The 15,953-nt window shown below is 69.0% G+C and carries 14 protein-coding genes, 1 tRNA gene and 1 pseudogene; 8 read left to right on the top strand and 8 right to left on the bottom strand.

Features of this window, described 5'->3' with window-relative positions; translation table 11 throughout:
- Nucleotides 1–4 precede the first annotated feature (4 nt).
- Both grpE and dnaK read right to left on the bottom strand, forming a co-directional pair.
- The gene (grpE, locus tag ACS04_RS02995; RefSeq protein WP_048474881.1) at nt 5–676 is read right to left on the bottom strand and encodes a nucleotide exchange factor GrpE; all 672 of its coding nucleotides are present in this window, start codon (nt 674–676) and stop codon (nt 5–7) included.
- On the bottom strand, nt 676–2,532 hold the full coding sequence (gene dnaK / locus ACS04_RS02990; RefSeq protein ID WP_048474880.1) for a molecular chaperone DnaK: 1,857 nt from the start codon (nt 2,530–2,532) through the stop codon (nt 676–678). Before dnaK ends, grpE begins: the two co-directional genes overlap by 1 nt.
- Nucleotides 2,533–2,737: 205 nt before the next feature.
- Between dnaK and ACS04_RS02985 the strand changes: the two genes are divergently transcribed.
- The 3 genes and pseudogenes from ACS04_RS02985 to ACS04_RS02975 all read left to right on the top strand — a co-directional run bounded on the left by ACS04_RS02985 (nt 2,738) and on the right by ACS04_RS02975 (nt 7,476).
- On the top strand, nt 2,738–3,352 hold the full coding sequence (locus ACS04_RS02985) for a sugar transferase (RefSeq protein ID WP_078864387.1): 615 nt from the start codon (nt 2,738–2,740) through the stop codon (nt 3,350–3,352).
- Nucleotides 3,353–3,473: 121 nt separating this feature from the next.
- Nucleotides 3,474–5,723, top strand: a pseudogene (locus ACS04_RS02980) ((Fe-S)-binding protein); the annotation flags it as partial.
- Nucleotides 5,724–6,540: 817 nt separating this feature from the next.
- Nucleotides 6,541–7,476, top strand: coding sequence for a Yip1 family protein (locus tag ACS04_RS02975; RefSeq protein WP_048474879.1), 936 nt, complete (start codon nt 6,541–6,543; stop codon nt 7,474–7,476).
- Between the two features lie 79 nt (nt 7,477–7,555).
- Here ACS04_RS02975 and ACS04_RS02970 read toward each other — a convergent pair whose 3' ends face one another.
- Nucleotides 7,556–8,056, bottom strand: coding sequence for a phosphoribosyltransferase (locus ACS04_RS02970; protein ID WP_030304218.1), 501 nt, complete (start codon nt 8,054–8,056; stop codon nt 7,556–7,558).
- Nucleotides 8,053–8,640 (bottom strand): dCTP deaminase, encoded by a 588-nt coding sequence (gene dcd / locus ACS04_RS02965; RefSeq protein WP_030152916.1) that lies wholly within the window; start codon nt 8,638–8,640, stop codon nt 8,053–8,055. Before dcd ends, ACS04_RS02970 begins: the two co-directional genes overlap by 4 nt.
- A 485-nt stretch (nt 8,641–9,125) precedes the next feature.
- On the opposite strand from dcd, the gene ACS04_RS02960 reads away from it, so the two are divergent.
- A tRNA-Gly gene (locus ACS04_RS02960) sits at nt 9,126–9,196 on the top strand.
- A 495-nt stretch (nt 9,197–9,691) separates the two neighbouring features.
- Here the strand turns inward: ACS04_RS02960 and ACS04_RS02950 are convergent.
- Both ACS04_RS02950 and ACS04_RS39155 read right to left on the bottom strand, forming a co-directional pair.
- Nucleotides 9,692–10,498: a Shedu immune nuclease family protein gene (locus ACS04_RS02950; protein WP_245236259.1), complete on the bottom strand. Its 807-nt coding sequence runs from the start codon at nt 10,496–10,498 to the stop codon at nt 9,692–9,694.
- Nucleotides 10,441–10,896, bottom strand: coding sequence for a hypothetical protein (locus ACS04_RS39155; protein ID WP_245236258.1), 456 nt, complete (start codon nt 10,894–10,896; stop codon nt 10,441–10,443). The genes ACS04_RS02950 and ACS04_RS39155 overlap by 58 nt, the downstream gene beginning before the upstream one ends.
- A gap of 763 nt (nt 10,897–11,659) precedes the next feature.
- Between ACS04_RS39155 and ACS04_RS02945 the strand changes: the two genes are divergently transcribed.
- Genes ACS04_RS02945 through ACS04_RS40245 form a run of 3 tightly spaced genes read left to right on the top strand, consistent with a single transcriptional unit; the run spans nt 11,660 to nt 12,876 of the window.
- Complete coding sequence (locus ACS04_RS02945; RefSeq protein WP_245236257.1) at nt 11,660–11,959, top strand: GntR family transcriptional regulator; 300 nt, start codon at nt 11,660–11,662, stop codon at nt 11,957–11,959.
- Nucleotides 11,956–12,414 carry a DUF1648 domain-containing protein gene (locus ACS04_RS40250; protein WP_342449353.1) on the top strand — a complete coding sequence of 153 codons (459 nt, stop codon included), beginning with the start codon at nt 11,956–11,958 and terminating at the stop codon, nt 12,412–12,414. Before ACS04_RS02945 ends, ACS04_RS40250 begins: the two co-directional genes overlap by 4 nt.
- A 27-nt stretch (nt 12,415–12,441) precedes the next feature.
- On the top strand, nt 12,442–12,876 hold the full coding sequence (locus ACS04_RS40245) for a hypothetical protein (protein WP_342449352.1): 435 nt from the start codon (nt 12,442–12,444) through the stop codon (nt 12,874–12,876).
- A 112-nt stretch (nt 12,877–12,988) separates the two neighbouring features.
- Here the strand turns inward: ACS04_RS40245 and ACS04_RS02935 are convergent, their stop codons facing one another.
- Together ACS04_RS02935 and ACS04_RS02930 are read right to left on the bottom strand one after the other, a co-directional pair.
- Nucleotides 12,989–13,216 carry a DUF6243 family protein gene (locus ACS04_RS02935; protein WP_048474876.1) on the bottom strand — a complete coding sequence of 76 codons (228 nt, stop codon included), beginning with the start codon at nt 13,214–13,216 and terminating at the stop codon, nt 12,989–12,991.
- Nucleotides 13,217–13,509: 293 nt separating this feature from the next.
- Nucleotides 13,510–14,415 carry a sigma-70 family RNA polymerase sigma factor gene (locus ACS04_RS02930; RefSeq protein ID WP_048474875.1) on the bottom strand — a complete coding sequence of 302 codons (906 nt, stop codon included), beginning with the start codon at nt 14,413–14,415 and terminating at the stop codon, nt 13,510–13,512.
- 136 nt (nt 14,416–14,551) lie between these two features.
- On the opposite strand from ACS04_RS02930, the gene ACS04_RS02925 reads away from it, so the two are divergent.
- Complete coding sequence (locus ACS04_RS02925; RefSeq protein WP_048474909.1) at nt 14,552–15,904, top strand: aspartate aminotransferase family protein; 1,353 nt, start codon at nt 14,552–14,554, stop codon at nt 15,902–15,904.
- Nucleotides 15,905–15,953 lie beyond the last annotated feature (49 nt).

The following is a 15,953-nucleotide window of genomic DNA, read 5'->3' as shown; positions in this document are numbered from 1 at the left end:
AACGTCAGCCCTCGTCGGGGGCATCCGTGTCCTTGTCCGAAGGCGCGTCGGCCTCGGCCGACTCGGACTTGGGGGCCGCGCCCGGCTGGGGCTCGGCCACCGCGACCCGCGCGGGGCGGATCGTACGCTCGCCGATCCGGTACCCGGGCTGCAGGATCGCCACGCAGGTCGTCTCGGTGACGTCCGGCGCGTACGAGTGCATCAGGGCCTCGTGGATCGTCGGGTCGAAGGGCTCGCCCTCCTTGCCGAACTGCTGCAGGCCCATCTTGGCCGCGGCGGTCTCCAGCGATTCGGCCACCGACTTGAAGCCGCCGACCAGCTCGCCGTGGTCCCGCGCGCGGCCGATGTCGTCCAGCGTCGGGAGCAGCTCCGTCAGGAGGGACGCGACCGCGATCTCCTTGACGGCGATGCGGTCCCGCTCGACCCGGCGGCGGTAGTTCTGGTACTCCGCCTGGAGCCGCTGGAGGTCCGCGGTGCGCTCGCCGAGCGCGGTACGGGCCTGGTCCAGCTGCGCCAGCAGAGCCGTGTCCTGAGCGGACTTTGCTCCGGAGTCCCCGGCCGGGGCCGCGGCCTCCTCCTCGGAGGAGGCCGCGGCCTTCGGCTCGGCGGCGTCGTCAGCCGTGGCGCCGGTGGGGACTTCGGGCTTCTCCTCGAAACCCGGGGTCTCCTCCGACATCAGGCAGCGCCGCCCTTCGGCTTGTCCTCGTCCACGATCTCGGCGTCGACGACATCGTCGGCGGCGTCCGCGGCCCCGGCCTGGCCGGCGTCACCCGCGGCACCGGCCGCACCCTGGGCGGCCTGCGCGTCGGCGTAGATGGCCTGGCCGAGCTTCTGGCTGACCGCGGCGAGCTTCTCGGTCGCGGTGCGGATCTCGGCGGTGTCCTCGCCCTTGAGCTTTTCCTTCAGCTCGGTGACGGCGGCCTCGACCTCGGTCTTGACCTCGGCCGGGACCTTGTCCTCGTTGTCCTTGACGAACTTCTCCGTCTGGTAGACGAGCTGCTCGCCCTGGTTGCGGGACTCGGCCGCCTCCTTGCGGCGCAGGTCCTCGTCCGCGTACTGCTCCGCCTCCTGGCGCATGCGGTCGACCTCGTCCTTGCCGAGCGAAGAGCCGCCGGTGACGGTCATCTTCTGCTCCTTGCCCGTGCCGAGGTCCTTGGCCGTGACGTGCATGATGCCGTTCGCGTCGATGTCGAAGGAGACCTCGATCTGCGGGACGCCACGCGGGGCCGGCGGCAGGCCGGTCAGCTCGAACATGCCGAGCTTCTTGTTGTACGCCGCGATCTCGCGCTCGCCCTGGTAGACCTGGATCTGCACGGACGGCTGGTTGTCCTCGGCCGTCGTGAAGATCTCGGACCGCTTGGTCGGGATCGTGGTGTTGCGCTCGATGAGCTTGGTCATGATGCCGCCCTTGGTCTCGATGCCGAGGGACAGCGGGGTCACGTCGAGGAGCAGGACGTCCTTGACCTCACCCTTGAGGACACCGGCCTGGAGGGTGGCGCCGATGGCGACGACCTCGTCCGGGTTGACGCCCTTGTTCGCGTCCTGACCGCCGGTCAGCTCCTTGACGAGCTCGGCGACGGCCGGCATGCGGGTGGAGCCGCCGACCAGGACCACGTGGTCGATCTCGGACAGCTGGATGCCGGCGTCCTTGATGACGTTGTGGAACGGGGTCTTGCAGCGGTCCAGCAGGTCCGCGGTCAGCTGCTGGAACTGGGCGCGCGTGAGCTTCTCGTCCAGGTGCAGCGGGCCCTCGGCGGAAGCCGTGATGTAGGGCAGGTTGATCGTGGTCTCCGTGGAGGAGGACAGTTCGATCTTCGCCTTCTCGGCGGCCTCGCGCAGGCGCTGGAGCGCCATCTTGTCCTTGGAGAGGTCCACGCCGTGGCCGTTGGCGAACTGCTTCACCAGGTAGTCGACGACGCGCTGGTCCCAGTCGTCACCACCGAGGTGGTTGTCACCGTTGGTGGCCTTGACCTCGACGACGCCGTCGCCGATCTCCAGGAGCGACACGTCGAAGGTGCCGCCACCGAGGTCGAAGACGAGAATGGTCTGGTCGTCCTTGTCGAGGCCGTAGGCCAGGGCGGCGGCGGTCGGCTCGTTGACGATGCGCAGGACGTTCAGGCCCGCGATCTCACCGGCCTCCTTCGTCGCCTGGCGCTCGGAGTCGTTGAAGTAGGCCGGGACGGTGATGACCGCGTCCGTGACCTTCTCACCCAGGTACGCCTCGGCGTCGCGCTTCAGCTTCTGCAGGATGAAGGCGCTCATCTGCTGCGGGTTGAAGTCCTTGCCATCCAGGTTGATCTTCCAGTCAGTGCCCATGTGGCGCTTGACGGAGCGGATGGTGCGGTCCACGTTCGTGACCGCCTGGCGCTTGGCGACCTCGCCGACGAGGACCTCGCCGTTCTTGGCGAAGGCGACGACGGACGGCGTGGTCCTGGCGCCCTCGGCGTTGGTGATGACGGTGGGCTCGCCGCCTTCGAGAACGCTGACGACGGAGTTAGTGGTGCCCAGGTCGATGCCGACCGCACGTGCCATTTTGATTTCCTCCAGCTGACTTGAGTGGAACAGACTCAACCATGCCCCATCGCCGCGAGGACGTCAACAGAGCTGAGCGGGGGCGACTCAACTTTTATCCCGGACTTACGCTCATCGCCAGTCCCGGAGGGCCGAGCGGGCGATGCTGGACACGGGCGCTGCGCGGCATCCGGCGGCCGCCCGGGGCGCAGGGCAGGGTGCCCCCATGCCGCTGCCGCCGCTCACGCTCCCCCCGATCCGGAACCTCGTACGACGGCCGCCCGCGAGCCCGCGCCCCGCGGCGCGCCGGCCGGGGCTGCCCCGGCTGCCGGGCCTGTCGTCCGGCCTCGCGGACCTGCCGGCCAAACGGGCGGCCGACCTCCTCGGGGCCACCGCGCTGGCCGTACTGCTGGCGCTGCCGCTGCTGGTCGTCGCGGCCCTGCTGTACGCGGCCCAGGGCGGGCGGGTCCTCGTACGGGAGCCTGCGGCCGGGCTCGCCGGGCGGCCGTTCCTGACCTGGCGGCTGCGCACGGACGGGGCGGGACGGCTGGGGGCGGCCCTGCGACGGTGCGCCCTGGACGGGGTGCCGCAGCTGCTGAACGTGCTGCGCGGCGAGATGTCACTGGTCGGGCCGCGCCCGGAGCCGCACACGGACCGGGCCGACAGGCTGCTCGTACGCCCCGGAATGACCGGTTTGTGGCAGGTCAGCGCGCGATCCGACCTCCCCTGGGAGGAGATGGCGCTGCTGGACCGGCACTATGTGGAGAGCCATTGGCTGGGGATGGATCTCGCGATCCTGGCTCAGACCCCTCGGGCGGCCTGTCGGCACAGGCGCTCCTGAGGCATGCCTGAGCGACACAGATCACCGCTCGCCCACCTACATTGCGGCGCGGGGAATGGGTAACCTCAACCCTTGACTTCATAAGTTACCGCTTAGTAAGTGCCGCCCGAGGAGCCCTTCCATGCAACTCGCCGCGATCATCGTGTCGCTGGTCATCACGGTGGTGGCCGTCGCGCTGTTCGGCCGTGCCACCGTGCAGATCTACCGCTTCGTGCGGCTCGGCCAGCCAGTGCCCGCGGGCACCCGCACGGGCGATCCGACGCAGCGCACCATCACCCTGGTCAAGGAGTTCCTCGGCCACACCCGCATGAACCGCTGGGGCATCGTCGGCTTCGCGCACTGGTTCGTGGCGGTGGGCTTCTTCTCGCTGCTGCTGACGATCGTCAACGCCTTCGGCCAGCTCTTCCAGGCCGACTGGCTGATCCCGATCATCGGCGACTGGCTGCCGTACGAGATCTTCACCGAGTTCCTCGGCCTGATGACCGTCCTCGGCATCGTGACCCTGATCGTGATCCGGCAGCTGAGCCGGCCGAGCGCGGCGGGCCGCAAGTCCCGCTTCGCGGGTTCCAAGACGGGCCAGGCGTACTTCGTCGAGGCCGTCATCCTGATCGTCGGCGTCTGCATCATGACGCTGCGCGCGCTGGAGGGCGTCCAGCACGGCGTCGACGGCTGGGAGCCGGGCTTCTTCGCCTCGTACCCGCTGATCGCCGTGTTCGACGGGCTGGACCTGAGCACGATCCAGTACCTGACGTACTTCTTCGCAGCGCTCAAGATCGTCACCTCCTTCACCTGGATGATCACGGTCTCGCTCAACACGAACATGGGTGTCGCCTGGCACCGCTTCCTCGGCTTCCCGAACATCTGGTTCAAGCGGAACGCGGACGGCTCGACGGCCCTGGGCGCCCTGCAGCCGATGACGAGCGGCGGCAAGGAGATCGACTTCGAGGAGCCGGGCGAGGACGACGTCTTCGGCGTCTCCCAGGTCGAGCAGTTCTCCTGGAAGGGCATCCTCGACTTCTCCACGTGCACGGAGTGCGGCCGCTGCCAGTCGCAGTGCCCGGCGTGGAACACGGGCAAGCCGCTGTCCCCGAAGCTCCTGATCATGTCGCTGCGCGACCACGCCCACGCCAAGGCGCCGTACCTGCTCGCGGGTGGCGGCAAGACCATGGAGGGCGAGGAGAAGGCGACGCCGGAGCAGCTGGCGGACGTCCCCGCGGCGGCGCTGGCGGAGGCCGAGCGCCCGCTGATCGGCACGGCGGAGGAGAACGGGGTCATCGACCCCGACGTCCTGTGGTCCTGCACCACGTGCGGCGCGTGCGTCGAGCAGTGCCCGGTCGACATCGAGCACATCGACCACATCGTCGACATGCGCCGCTACCAGGTGATGATCGAGAGCGCGTTCCCGTCGGAGGCGGGCACGATGCTCAAGAACCTGGAGAAGAAGGGCAACCCCTGGGGTCTGGCCAAGAAGCAGCGCGTGGAGTGGACCAAGGAGGTCGACTTCGAGGTCCCGATCGTCGGCAAGGACGCCGAGGACCTCTCGGAGTACGACTACCTGTACTGGGTCGGCTGCGCGGGCGCTCTGGAGGACCGCGCGAAGAAGACCACGAAGGCCTTCGCCGAGCTGCTGAACATCGCGGGCGTCAAGTTCGCGATCATGGGCGGCGACGAGAAGTGCACCGGCGACTCCCCGCGCCGCCTGGGCAACGAGCCGCTGTTCCAGCAGCTCGCCCAGGAGAACGTCGCGATGCTGAACATGGCGTTCGGCGAGGACGACGACGACCCGGAGACGAAGAAGCCGAAGTCCGCCAAGCGCATCGTCTCGACGTGCCCGCACTGCTTCAACACGATCGCGAACGAGTACCCGCAGCTGGGCGGTGAGTACGAGGTCATCCACCACACGCAGCTGCTCCAGCACCTGATCGACGAGGGCCGGCTGCTGCCGGTGACCCCGGTGGACGGGCTGATCACGTACCACGACCCCTGCTACCTGGGCCGGCACAACAAGGTCTACACGCCGCCGCGCGAGATCATGTCGGCCGTGCCGGGGCTGCGCCAGCAGGAGATGCACCGCCACAAGGAGCGGGGCTTCTGCTGTGGCGCCGGTGGCGCGCGGATGTGGATGGAAGAGCGCATCGGCAAGCGCATCAACAACGAGCGCGTGGACGAGGCGCTGTCCCTGAACCCGGACATCGTCTCGACGGCCTGCCCGTTCTGCCTGGTCATGCTGACGGACTCGGTGAACGGCAAGAAGAACGACGGCCAGGCGAAGGAATCCGTCCAGGTCGTGGACGTGGCGCAGCTCCTGCTGGAGTCGGTGAAGGCCCCGGCCCCGACGGAGGCCGAACTGGCGGCGGAGGCTGCGGCGGCGGAGCAGGCTGCGGCCGAGGCGGAAGCGGAGGCTGCGGCGGCCAAGGCGGCGGCCGAGGCGGAAGCGAAGGCCCAGGCGGAGGCCAAGGCGAAGGCGGAAGCCGAGGCCGAAGCCAAGGCGAAGGCCGAAGCGGAGGTCGCGGCTGCGGCTGCGGCTGCGGCCGCGGCCGCGGCCGCGGAGAAGACCGCGGCGGAGGCAGAGGCTCCGGCAAAGGCCGAGGCGGAAGCAGAGGCTGAGGCTGCGACTGCGGCAGCGGAGGACGGCGCCGAGGCCTCGACCCTGGCCAAGGCCGCCGCCGAGGCGGAAGCCGACGCGGAGGCGGCCACCGCGGCTGTCACCGACGCCGAGCCGACGGCCGAAACCGAAACTGCGACCGAGCCGGCGGGATCCGCCACCACGGCCGAGACCGAGGCTCCGGCCGCGGGGGAAACCGCGCAGGCGCCGAAGGCAGCCGAGGCGAAGCCCGAGCCGGAGGCCAAGGCCTAGGCGAAGCCGAAGGCCTCGACGGAACGCCGGTACGGCCGGTCCCCTGCTCAGGGGGCCGGCCGTACCGGCATTTCGGGGTCCGGAGGCGAAGCCCCCGGTTCCGGAGAGGGGCGGGGCGGGGGAAGGCCCGCGCGCCACGAACCCGGTATCCACGTGATACGTCGACGAGCTGACGACCCCCCGCAAGCTCCCCATCAACCCAACAAATCACCCAAATCATCCAAACCAACCCATCAGGGATCCCCTAGGGGATGTCACAGCTCAGCCGCAAAGGGCCCCTATTCCGGCAGCTCGCCCACCACGGCCCCCGGGACCAGGTACGTTCGATCACGTGGCTGGATTCAGGATCGGACGCGGCCGGGACAACAACCGCGCTCCCCAACAACCCCCGCGGCAGCAGCCGTACGGACAGCAGCAGCAACCGCCGCAGGCGCCGTACGGTCAACAGCCCTACCCTCCCCAGCAGCAGTGGCCTCAGCAGCCCGCCGCAGGGGACCATGGCGAGCCCGAGTACTTCGACCCGCACGAGCAGCAGCAGTACGGACAGCAGCACGGCCAGTCGTACGACCGGCAACCCCCTTACGGCCAGGGCGGCCAGGGCGGGCGCGGCGGCGGCTCGTACGCGAACGACAACCCGGGGCACACCCAGGTCTTCGCGTACGGCGAGGACCCGTACAGCCAGGGCGCGACGTACCACGCGGGCGCCGCTGCGGCCGCGCCGTCGGGCCCGCGGCTGCCCTGGAAGGAACTCCTGCGCGGCATCGTGATGCGGCCGGGGCCGACGTTCCTGCAGATGCGCGACTACGCCGTCTGGGGCCCGGCGCTGATCGTGACCTTCCTGTACGGCCTGCTCGCCGTCTTCGGCCTCGACGACGCCCGCGAGGACGTCATGAAGGCCACCCTCCCCAACGCCGTCCCGATCGTCCTCAGCGCCGGCGTGGCCTTCGTCATCTGCGGCCTGATCCTGGGCGCGGTCACGCACACCCTGGCCCGCCAGCTGGGCGGCGACGGCGCGTGGCAGCCGACCGTGGGCCTGTCGATGCTGGTCATGTCCATCACGGACGCCCCGCGCCTGCTCTTCGCGGTGTTCCTGGGCGGGGACAACATGTTCGTGCAGGTGCTGGGCTGGGCCACGTGGGTGGCGGCCGGAGCCCTGTTCACCTCGCTCGTCAGCAAGTCGCACGACCTGCCGTGGCCGAAGGCGCTCGGCGCGTCCGCGATCCAGCTCGTCGCCCTGCTGTCGATCATCAAGCTGGGCACGCTGTAGGGCTCGCCGCCCACGACGGACGTAGAGGGCCCCGGCGCACCAGCGCCGGGGCCCTCACTCGTCGGGTGCCTCCGCCCGGTCAGGCGTCGAGGACCTGGCCCTCGCGCTTCACGACGGGCGGCTCGACCGACCAGGGGAAGTTGATCCACTCGTCGGTCTTCTTCCACACGTACTCGCACTTCACGAGCGAGTGCGACTTCTCGTAGATCACGGCGGACCGAACCTCGGCGACGTGGCCCAGGCAGAAGTCGTGGACGAGCTTCAGCGTCTTGCCGGTGTCGGCCACGTCATCGGCGATGAGGACCTTCTTGTCGGTGAAGTCGATCGCCTCGGGCACGGGGGCCAGCATGACCGGCATTTCCAGCGTGGTGCCGACGCCCGTATAGAACTCGACGTTCACCAGGTGGATGTTCTTGCAGTCGAGCGCGTACGCCAGACCGCCGGCGACGAAGACGCCGCCCCGGGCGATGCTGAGGATGATGTCGGGCTCGTAGCCGTCGTCGGCGATGGTCTGCGCGAGCTCGCGCACCGCCCGCCCGAATCCCTCGTAGTTCAGGTTCTCTCGTACCGCGTCGCTCATGCCTCGTGCCTCACCTGGGTGCGGTGGAAGTTCTGGAAGGAGCGCGAGGCCGTGGGGCCGCGCTGGCCCTGGTACCGCGATCCGTACCGCTCGCTCCCGTACGGGAACTCGGCGGGCGAGCTGAGCCGGAACATGCACAGCTGCCCGATCTTCATCCCGGGCCACAGCTTGATGGGGAGGGTGGCGAGGTTCGACAGTTCGAGCGTCACGTGTCCCGAGAAACCGGGGTCGATGAAGCCGGCGGTCGAATGCGTCACCAGCCCCAGGCGGCCCAGGCTGGACTTCCCCTCCAGTCTGGAGGCGATGTCGTCGGGCAGCGAGACGACCTCGTAGGTCGAGGCGAGCACGAACTCACCGGGGTGGAGGATGAAGGCCTCGTCACCCTCCGGCTCGACCATGCGGGTCAGATCGGGCTGCTCGACGGCGGGGTCGATGTGGGCGTAGCGGTGGTTCTCGAACACCCGGAAGAAGCGGTCGAGACGTACATCGATGCTGGAGGGCTGCACCATCGATTCCTCGAACGGGTCGATGCGAACCCGTCCGCTGTCGATCTCGGCCCGGATGTCTTTGTCTGAGAGAAGCACGTCCCGAGGATACGCAGTGCGCACGGGCCGCCCCCAATCGAGAGCGGCGCCGCGCGCCCCGCGGACCGCTATCGCTTGACGGCCGACGCTCCGACGGGCACGGCGTGCCTCAGCCGCGCACACCGCGGGCACCGCAGCAGCCGCCCGGGCCCGATCCGGCCGGCACCGAGGTGCTGCAGCGGAAACGAAGCGGTACTGAAAACGTGCCCTTCGGCACAACGGACGACGGTGTTCTCCATCGAGTCCCTTTCCCCACCCTGCCGTACTGCGACGAATCGCCACATTAGGGGATGATCGCGACCCGCTCCAGCCGCCACTCCAGGACGGCCCGCGCACCGCGACGCACGGGTACGTTACGCCCCAACTCCCGCTCCCACGACTGTCGGTGCACCCCACACACGACGACGACCCCGCGGCCGATTCACCGGGGGTCGATCATGGGGTAGAGTGTCCAAAGATACCGCTCCAGGCAACTGGAACGTTATGCGGATGTAGTTTAATGGTAGAACATGAGCTTCCCAAGCTTATAGCGCGGGTTCGATTCCCGTCATCCGCTCAGATGCGAAGGCCCAGGTCAGCGACCTGGGCCTTCGTTGTTGCCTAGACCCCCTTCAGGAGTCCCGCACCACTTGCGCACCACTTGACTCCAGCATGATCACCCCTTTACCCGTCCGGGGATTTGGGGTCGCCGATCACGCGGCTGCCGGTGCTCAATTGGGGAGCCACCCGTCGGACACGGACGGATCCGGTGTCGAGGACGATGTCAGCGCGACGCAGCTCGGCCAACCCCTCGGGTCTCATGAAGACGTAGGCGCCCAGCAACATCATCAGTCGCCAGCGGATACCTATGGCCGAGGCGAGCCGCGACGACCTGGTCGACGCCGACGACTGGCCGCTCGTCGGGAATCGCCCGTCCTCGGCATCGTCGCCCGACCCCAACGGCCTTTCGGGCAAGCCGAGGGGCGGCTGGGCCGACCACGTATCGGGGCGGGCCCGTCGAACGCCGAGCAGTCGGGGCCCTCTGTCCTCCACCATCTGCTCCGGACAGCCCCTATGTCCCGGAGGGCTCCCCGAGGGAGCGTCCGGCATTGTCGATGAGTTCCTTGTACGTGATGACCTCAACACGGTTCACGTGCGTGTTGAACGTCCGAAGCGTTTCGTTGATCTCCCGCTCGGGCACGCTCGGCTGAACGGCTGGATGGCCGATCAGGACGATGGCGCTTGCTCGGCGTGCCTCGATGCCGAATTCTTCGAAGATCTGCTGGCGGTTCTCATCCAACCCGACGAGGTAGTTGACCGCTTGCCCGACGGCATCGTGCACCTCGGCCGTGGGCACCCAGGCTCCGCGATGTCGCTTCACGAGAGGACCCTGCATGCTCATGGCCCGCTTCAACTCGACGATGTGAAGGCTTCCATCACCGCGAATAAGAGGAATGTCAACCTCGTCGCCGGACACCAACCTGCGCTGGGCAGCTTCCCCGACGAATCGCCCACCGAAGATCCAGTACTGCCCTTCCAATGCTCGTTGTAGGTCCAACTCGGTGGCTGTTCTGTCCTCCGTCACTTTGCGCAGGCCTGCCAGCCGGGCCGCGCGCTGCTGCAGCTGGGTCGCTCGGAGGATCGTCTGGCCATCTGGGTCAGCAGCTAGGAGAGCCCATGCCTCTGGCGACGCGGCAACCCGTTGTGCGGCTTCCCCCGGATCTTCGATATCGACCCGTTCCTGAAGCACGCGTTCCAGCCACACCATTTTCTCCGCCCGGCCGCGCAGAATCGAATAGCGCCCTGGTCGGCCTTCCGGCGCTACGAGGTACCGCGCGTCATGGCTGAGTGAGTCGATATGGGCCAGCAGATCACCCACACCTGCACCTGCTCCATGAACTCGCGCCCCACCTCGGCCACGTACTTGAAGTTGATCTCAAGCGTGCCCGCCACAAACCGTCGCAGTCGCTGGTTGCGAATACCATCTTGAAAGAGACGATATCTCTCGTCGAAATCCGGCTGCAGGATCCGTTCCTCGGCGTAGTCGAGAGAGTCCTGCAGCAGCCGCACGACCTTCCACTCACCAATCGATGCCGCGTGCCCGCGCGTCTCTTCCAAGAGTTGCACAAGCGCCTTCCCACCTCTGCGGTGGCCACCTCGTCCAGTTCTCATGTGCTGGAGCGCTGAGGTGATCGCTCGCTTCACCTCGTCGACCACCGCCTGCTCGTGAACGTACTCAAGCTGCAGGTCCAGCGAGAAGTCTGATCTGACACCCATGGGCTGAAGTGTGGCCGACAGGTGTGACAATCCCTCGCGGGTGCTACCGGAGACCGTGCCATAACGTGCCAGTAGAGGCGGTGAGCAGCGGTCAACATGGGGCACCAGGGACGGCGGACACCGCGCGAATGCGAGACATTCCCGCAGGTCAGGCTGCGCATACGTAGCCCCGTGCCGGGTGATTCCCAAGCTAATAGCGCGGGTTCGATTCCGGTCATCCGCTTCACGACAAAGCCCGAGGTCAGCGACCTGGGGCTTGTTTGTTGTCCACGTCTGTTTCTGCCTGCGTGCCATTCGCGTGCCACAACTCCCGCGACGGGGCGTCAGGTTACCGTCGACTTCTGTGGGGATCACCTCACCCGGACGCCAGGCCTCCTGACGCCGGCGCGGCAGGCGGGGGAACGAGCGCAGGAATTCCGCGCTCGGGACTCGGGGGTCTTCCGGCCGTGCGGAGGCGCCCGGCGGGATCGTCAACCGTCAGCGGATCCCGACGGCTCCGGCGACCCCGGAGGCCTGCTCCACGGCGGCTCGATCCGCTTGGTCGTCTCAGACAACGCGTTCCGTTGGCACATCGCCCGAAGCCGGGACCCTCGTCCGACCCTGACCCGTAAATCCCGGGTGGGTCGAAGTCCAAGACGTTGATCCTGAGGAAACCTGCCTGTGCTCATCGCACCTCGGCCAGCATGGCGCCAATAGTGCTTCCTTCACCAGCATCACGTTGCTGAGACTGGACACCACGGACAGTCGTCCTCTCCACGAACAGGTGGCGGGAGCGATCCGGCGCGCCATCGCCGAGGGTGAGTGCGCGCCGGGGGATCGACTGCGTCCGGCCCGGGATCTTTCCCAGGCGCTCGGGGTGACCGCCAACACGGTCCTGCGCGGGCTCCGCGCTTTGCGCGACGAGGGGATGCTGGAGTTCCGGCGGGGTCGCGGGGTCACCGTCGCCGAAGGCGCGGATCAGCGATCCGAACTGCCCAGCATGATGCGGCAGTTGATGGCCGATGCCGCGCACCTCGGATACAGCAGGAACGATCTCATCGAAATGATCAGGGGGCTCTCGTGACTGACCGTACGAAGCGGACGAGCGGCACGCTGTGGGGAGCGGCGGCCTGGGCGGTGGGCGTGCTGGCTGTGCTGGCGGGACTTCCCCCGGCCGCGAGCAGCCGACTGCCGGAGCGCCTTGCCACGCATTGGGGCGAGGGGGCTCCTGACGGATCGATGCCCTTGTGGGTCGCGGCCGTGTTTCCTGCGCTGGTCTGGGCCGTTCTGGTGCTTTCCATCGCCATAGCCGGCCGGCGCGCAGGCGCGCCTGCACGAGCGTGGATCGGAGTGTCCCTGCTGTCAGGCGGTGTGTTCCTGGCCGGCGCCCAAGCCTCGATCGTCCGCGCCAATCTGGACCGGGCCGAGTGGCGGGACGCCGGTTCAGTCGGCGTGGGGATGGCCATCACGGCGGCGGTCGCGGTCGTGGCCGGCGTGCTCGGGTGGTTCGCCGGCCGGCGCGTGGAGCGCCCGGTTTAAGCCCAGGTGGACGGGAGCGGCGAGGTCATGGAGATCCCCGAGGGCGAGCGCCGCGTCTGGCTCTCCCGAACCACGAACCCCTGGCTCCACCTGACCGCCGTCCTCATGGGCCTCCTGGCGGCAGCCGCCGTAGTCGCGGCCGCTGGCGGTCTGATTGGTCTGCAGTGGGCGCTCATCGCCCCGTTCGCGATCGCTTCGGTGCGCGTACTGTTCTGCGCATCGGTGCAGGCTCGGGTGTCCGAGTCCGGGCTGGAGGTGGCCTTCGGTCCGCTCGGCCGGCCGGTGCGCCGCTGGCCGACCCGGAACATCGTTTCGGCACGTCCGGAGGTGCGGACCGCGGCGCAGGTTGGCGGGTGGGGCTATCGGCTCAGCGGCCTGGGTACCACGGTGATGCTCAGGGCCCGGCAAGTGCCTGGTCATCCAGCCGACCACAGGCACGGAGTTTGCCGTGAGCGTCGATGACGCCGAACGCGGCGCCGCACTGCTCAACGCACTTTCGACCCGACACGCCAGCTGATCAATCAAGCCGAGCGGGTCGTGCCCCCCGATTCGACCCGGATGTGTCCTCTTCGCGTCAGCTGTGGTCGGTTTCGGTGGCCGGCTGTTCGGCGGCGGCCTTCGCCGCATCGGCCGCCTCCGCCTTCTCGCGCATCTTGCGGACCAGCTCCGCCTTTCGGTCGGCGGCGCCCCGGCGGTCGAGGTTGCGGTGCGGACCGTTGTTCTGCCGTTCGGCGCGGGACAGCTTCTTGCGGTGGCCGCCGCCTTGGCCCACGGGGTTGTTGATGTTCTTGCTGTCGGTCATGGGTTCTCCCGGGTGGTGAAGTGAAGTGATCTAGGGATTCCTCGGTGGGGGACGGGCGCGGCGACGTCGGGGGACGTCAGCGGGGGCCCATCACGCGCGCACTCGCGAATCGGCGTCTAGAAGAACATGACAACGACGTTACCCGCTCCCGTCGGCCCCGCACACCAAGTCCGCCGGCGGCTCAGTGCGGCTCAGTGCGGGTGCCTGGTGCGACGCACGGCGGCACCGCATAGGTGGCCCGGCGGCAGTTTGCGGCCGCGCCAACCGGTTCAGCGGGCTGCTGCGCGGTCGGGTCACCCCAGGTCAGCGTCCAGAGCGGGGCCCAGATCGAGCATGGCGAGGCGTTGGGGGTCCGCGAGGATGTCCAGGGCGACGATCCTGCCGCCGCGGACCGTGAAGGCCATGAGCGACACGGGCTTGCCCTCGGCCAGCGCGAGTGCGCCGGGGACGCCGTTGACGAGGACCGGGACGGCGGCCGCGGCGAAGCGGGCGAAGATGATCGCGTTCGAGGCGACGTCGGTCGCCCCGCGCCGGATCGAACTGGGGCGCAGCGCCCCGCCGTCGGAGCGGGCCACGACATCGGGGTCGAGGAGGTCGACGAGGGCGTCGAGGTCCCCGCCGCGGGCGGCGGTGAGGAAGGCGTCCACGACCTCGCGGGTGCGGGCCAGGTCGGGGTCGGGGGCGGGGGCGGCGCCCTCGACCCGGCGGCGCGCGCGGCTGGCGAGCTGTCGCGTGGAGGCGGCGGTCCGGCCGAGCACCGGGGCGATCTCGTCGAAGGGGACGGCGAAGAGGTCGTGCAGGACGAAGGCCAGCCGCTCGGCGGGGGAAAGCGTCTCCAGGACGACCAGCAGGGCGATGCCCACCGAGTCGGCGACGAGCACCTCGCTCTCGGGGTCGATGCCGGCGAGACCCGTGACGACCGGATCGGGCAGGCGGAAGGAGCCGTCCTGGTCGTACAGCGGGTCCTCGCGCCGTGCGGTGCGCGAGCGCAGCATGTCCAGGCACACCCGGCCGACGACGGTGGTCAGCCAGCCGCCCAGGTTCGCCACGGCGGAGACGTCCGAGCGGCTCAGCCTCAGCCAGGCCTCCTGTACGGCGTCCTCGGCCTCGCTGAGGGAGCCCAGCATCCGGTAGGACACGGCCCGCAGGTGGGGGCGGTGCTCCTCGAAACGCCGGGCCAGGGTGTCCTGCTCGCTCACCTGTCACGTCCTCGCGTCGTGATCTCACTGCTCATGAGGACGCTAACCGGGATGCCGCGTCGCCGGAGCGGTGTTTCACGTGAAACCTCGCCCCACCCTCCCCGGGGTCCACATCATGGACAACTACGCTCGGGACATGAACGCAGAAGCCGCCGACGCGCTCGCCGCCGTGAAAGACGCCGACAGGAAGCACGTCTTCCATTCCTGGTCGGCGCAGGAGCTCATCGACCCGCTCGCCGTGGCCGGGACCGAGGGCTCGTACTTCTGGGACTACCAGGGCAACCGCTTCCTCGACTTCTCCAGCGCCCTCGTCTACACGAACATCGGCTACCAGCACCCCAAGGTGACCGCGGCCATCCAGGAGCAGGCGGCCAAGCTCTGTACCGTCGCTCCCGGCTTCGCCGTCGACGTCCGCTCGGAGGCGGCCCGGCTGATCGCCGAGCGCACGCCCGGCGACCTCGACAAGATCTTCTTCACCAACGCGGGCGCCGAGGCCGTAGAGAACGCCGTACGCATGGCACGCCTGCACACCGGCCGGCCGAAGGTGCTGTCCGCGTACCGCTCGTACCACGGGGCCACCTCCACCGCGATCAACCTGACCGGTGACGCGCGCCGCTTCGGCAACGACACCGCGACCGCCGGCGTCGTGCACTTCTGGGGGCCGTTCACGTACCGCTCGCCGTTCTACGCGGCCACCGACGCCGAGGAGTGCGAGCGGGCCCTGCGCCACCTCGAGGACACGATCGTCTTCGAGGGCCCGCAATCCATCGCCGCGATCATCCTGGAGACCGTCGGCGGCGCTCCCGGCGTGCTGGTGCATCCGGACGGCTACCTCGCCGGGGTCCGCGAGCTCTGCGACCGCTTCGGCATCGTCTTCGTCCTGGACGAGATCATGGTCGGCTTCGGCCGCACCGGAAAGTGGTTCGCCTCCGAGCACTGGGACGTCACCCCCGACCTGATCTGCTTCGCCAAGGGCGTGACCAGCGGATACGTGCCGCTCGGCGGGGTCGCCATCTCGGCCGCCATCGCCGAGACCTTCGCCCGCCGGCCCTACCCGGGCGGGCTGACGTACTCCGGGCACGTCCTGGCCTGCGGGGCCGCCGTGGCGACGATCAACGTCATGGAGGAGGAGGGCATCGTCGAGCAGTCCGCCCGCACCGGCGCGGAGCTGCTGGGACCGGGCCTGCGCGCCCTCGCCGACAAGCACCCCTCGGTCGGGGAGGTCCGGGGCCTGGGCACGTTCTGGGCCCTGGAGCTCGTGCGGGACCCGCGGACGCGCGAGCCGCTCGTCCCGTACAACGCCTCCGGGGCGGACAACGCGCCGATGGCCGCGTTCGGTGCCGCCTGCAAGAAGGGCGGCCTGTGGCCGCTGACCGCGGGCAACCGCATCCACGTCGCGCCGCCCTGCAACATCACCCCGCAGGACGTGGCCAAGGGGCTGGCGATCCTGGACGAGGCCCTGTCGGTCGCGGACGCACACATGGCCTGAACTGCGCGGATGGAGGGTCGCCCAATCCGTGGGTGCCTGTCTTGGACGT

It is taken from the genome of Streptomyces roseus, from assembly GCF_001044425.1.
GTDB lineage: Bacteria > Actinomycetota > Actinomycetes > Streptomycetales > Streptomycetaceae > Streptomyces > Streptomyces roseus.
Note: the sequence above shows the minus strand (reverse complement) of the source record. Positions and strands in the feature narration are given on the sequence as shown.

What these genes read in the sequence shown, in the direction of transcription:
- ACS04_RS02970 (WP_030304218.1), bottom strand. Translation starts at nt 8,056, where the DNA reads ATGAGCGACGCGGTACGAGAGAACCTGAACTACGAGGGATTCGGGCGG.
- ACS04_RS39155 (WP_245236258.1), bottom strand. Translation starts at nt 10,896, where the DNA reads ATGGGTGTCAGATCAGACTTCTCGCTGGACCTGCAGCTTGAGTACGTT.
- ACS04_RS02925 (WP_048474909.1), top strand. Translation starts at nt 14,552, where the DNA reads ATGAACGCAGAAGCCGCCGACGCGCTCGCCGCCGTGAAAGACGCCGAC.
- dnaK (WP_048474880.1), bottom strand. Translation starts at nt 2,532, where the DNA reads ATGGCACGTGCGGTCGGCATCGACCTGGGCACCACTAACTCCGTCGTC.
- ACS04_RS02935 (WP_048474876.1), bottom strand. Translation starts at nt 13,216, where the DNA reads ATGACCGACAGCAAGAACATCAACAACCCCGTGGGCCAAGGCGGCGGC.
- ACS04_RS02985 (WP_078864387.1), top strand. Translation starts at nt 2,738, where the DNA reads ATGCCGCTGCCGCCGCTCACGCTCCCCCCGATCCGGAACCTCGTACGA.
- ACS04_RS40245 (WP_342449352.1), top strand. Translation starts at nt 12,442, where the DNA reads ATGGAGATCCCCGAGGGCGAGCGCCGCGTCTGGCTCTCCCGAACCACG.
- grpE (WP_048474881.1), bottom strand. Translation starts at nt 676, where the DNA reads ATGTCGGAGGAGACCCCGGGTTTCGAGGAGAAGCCCGAAGTCCCCACC.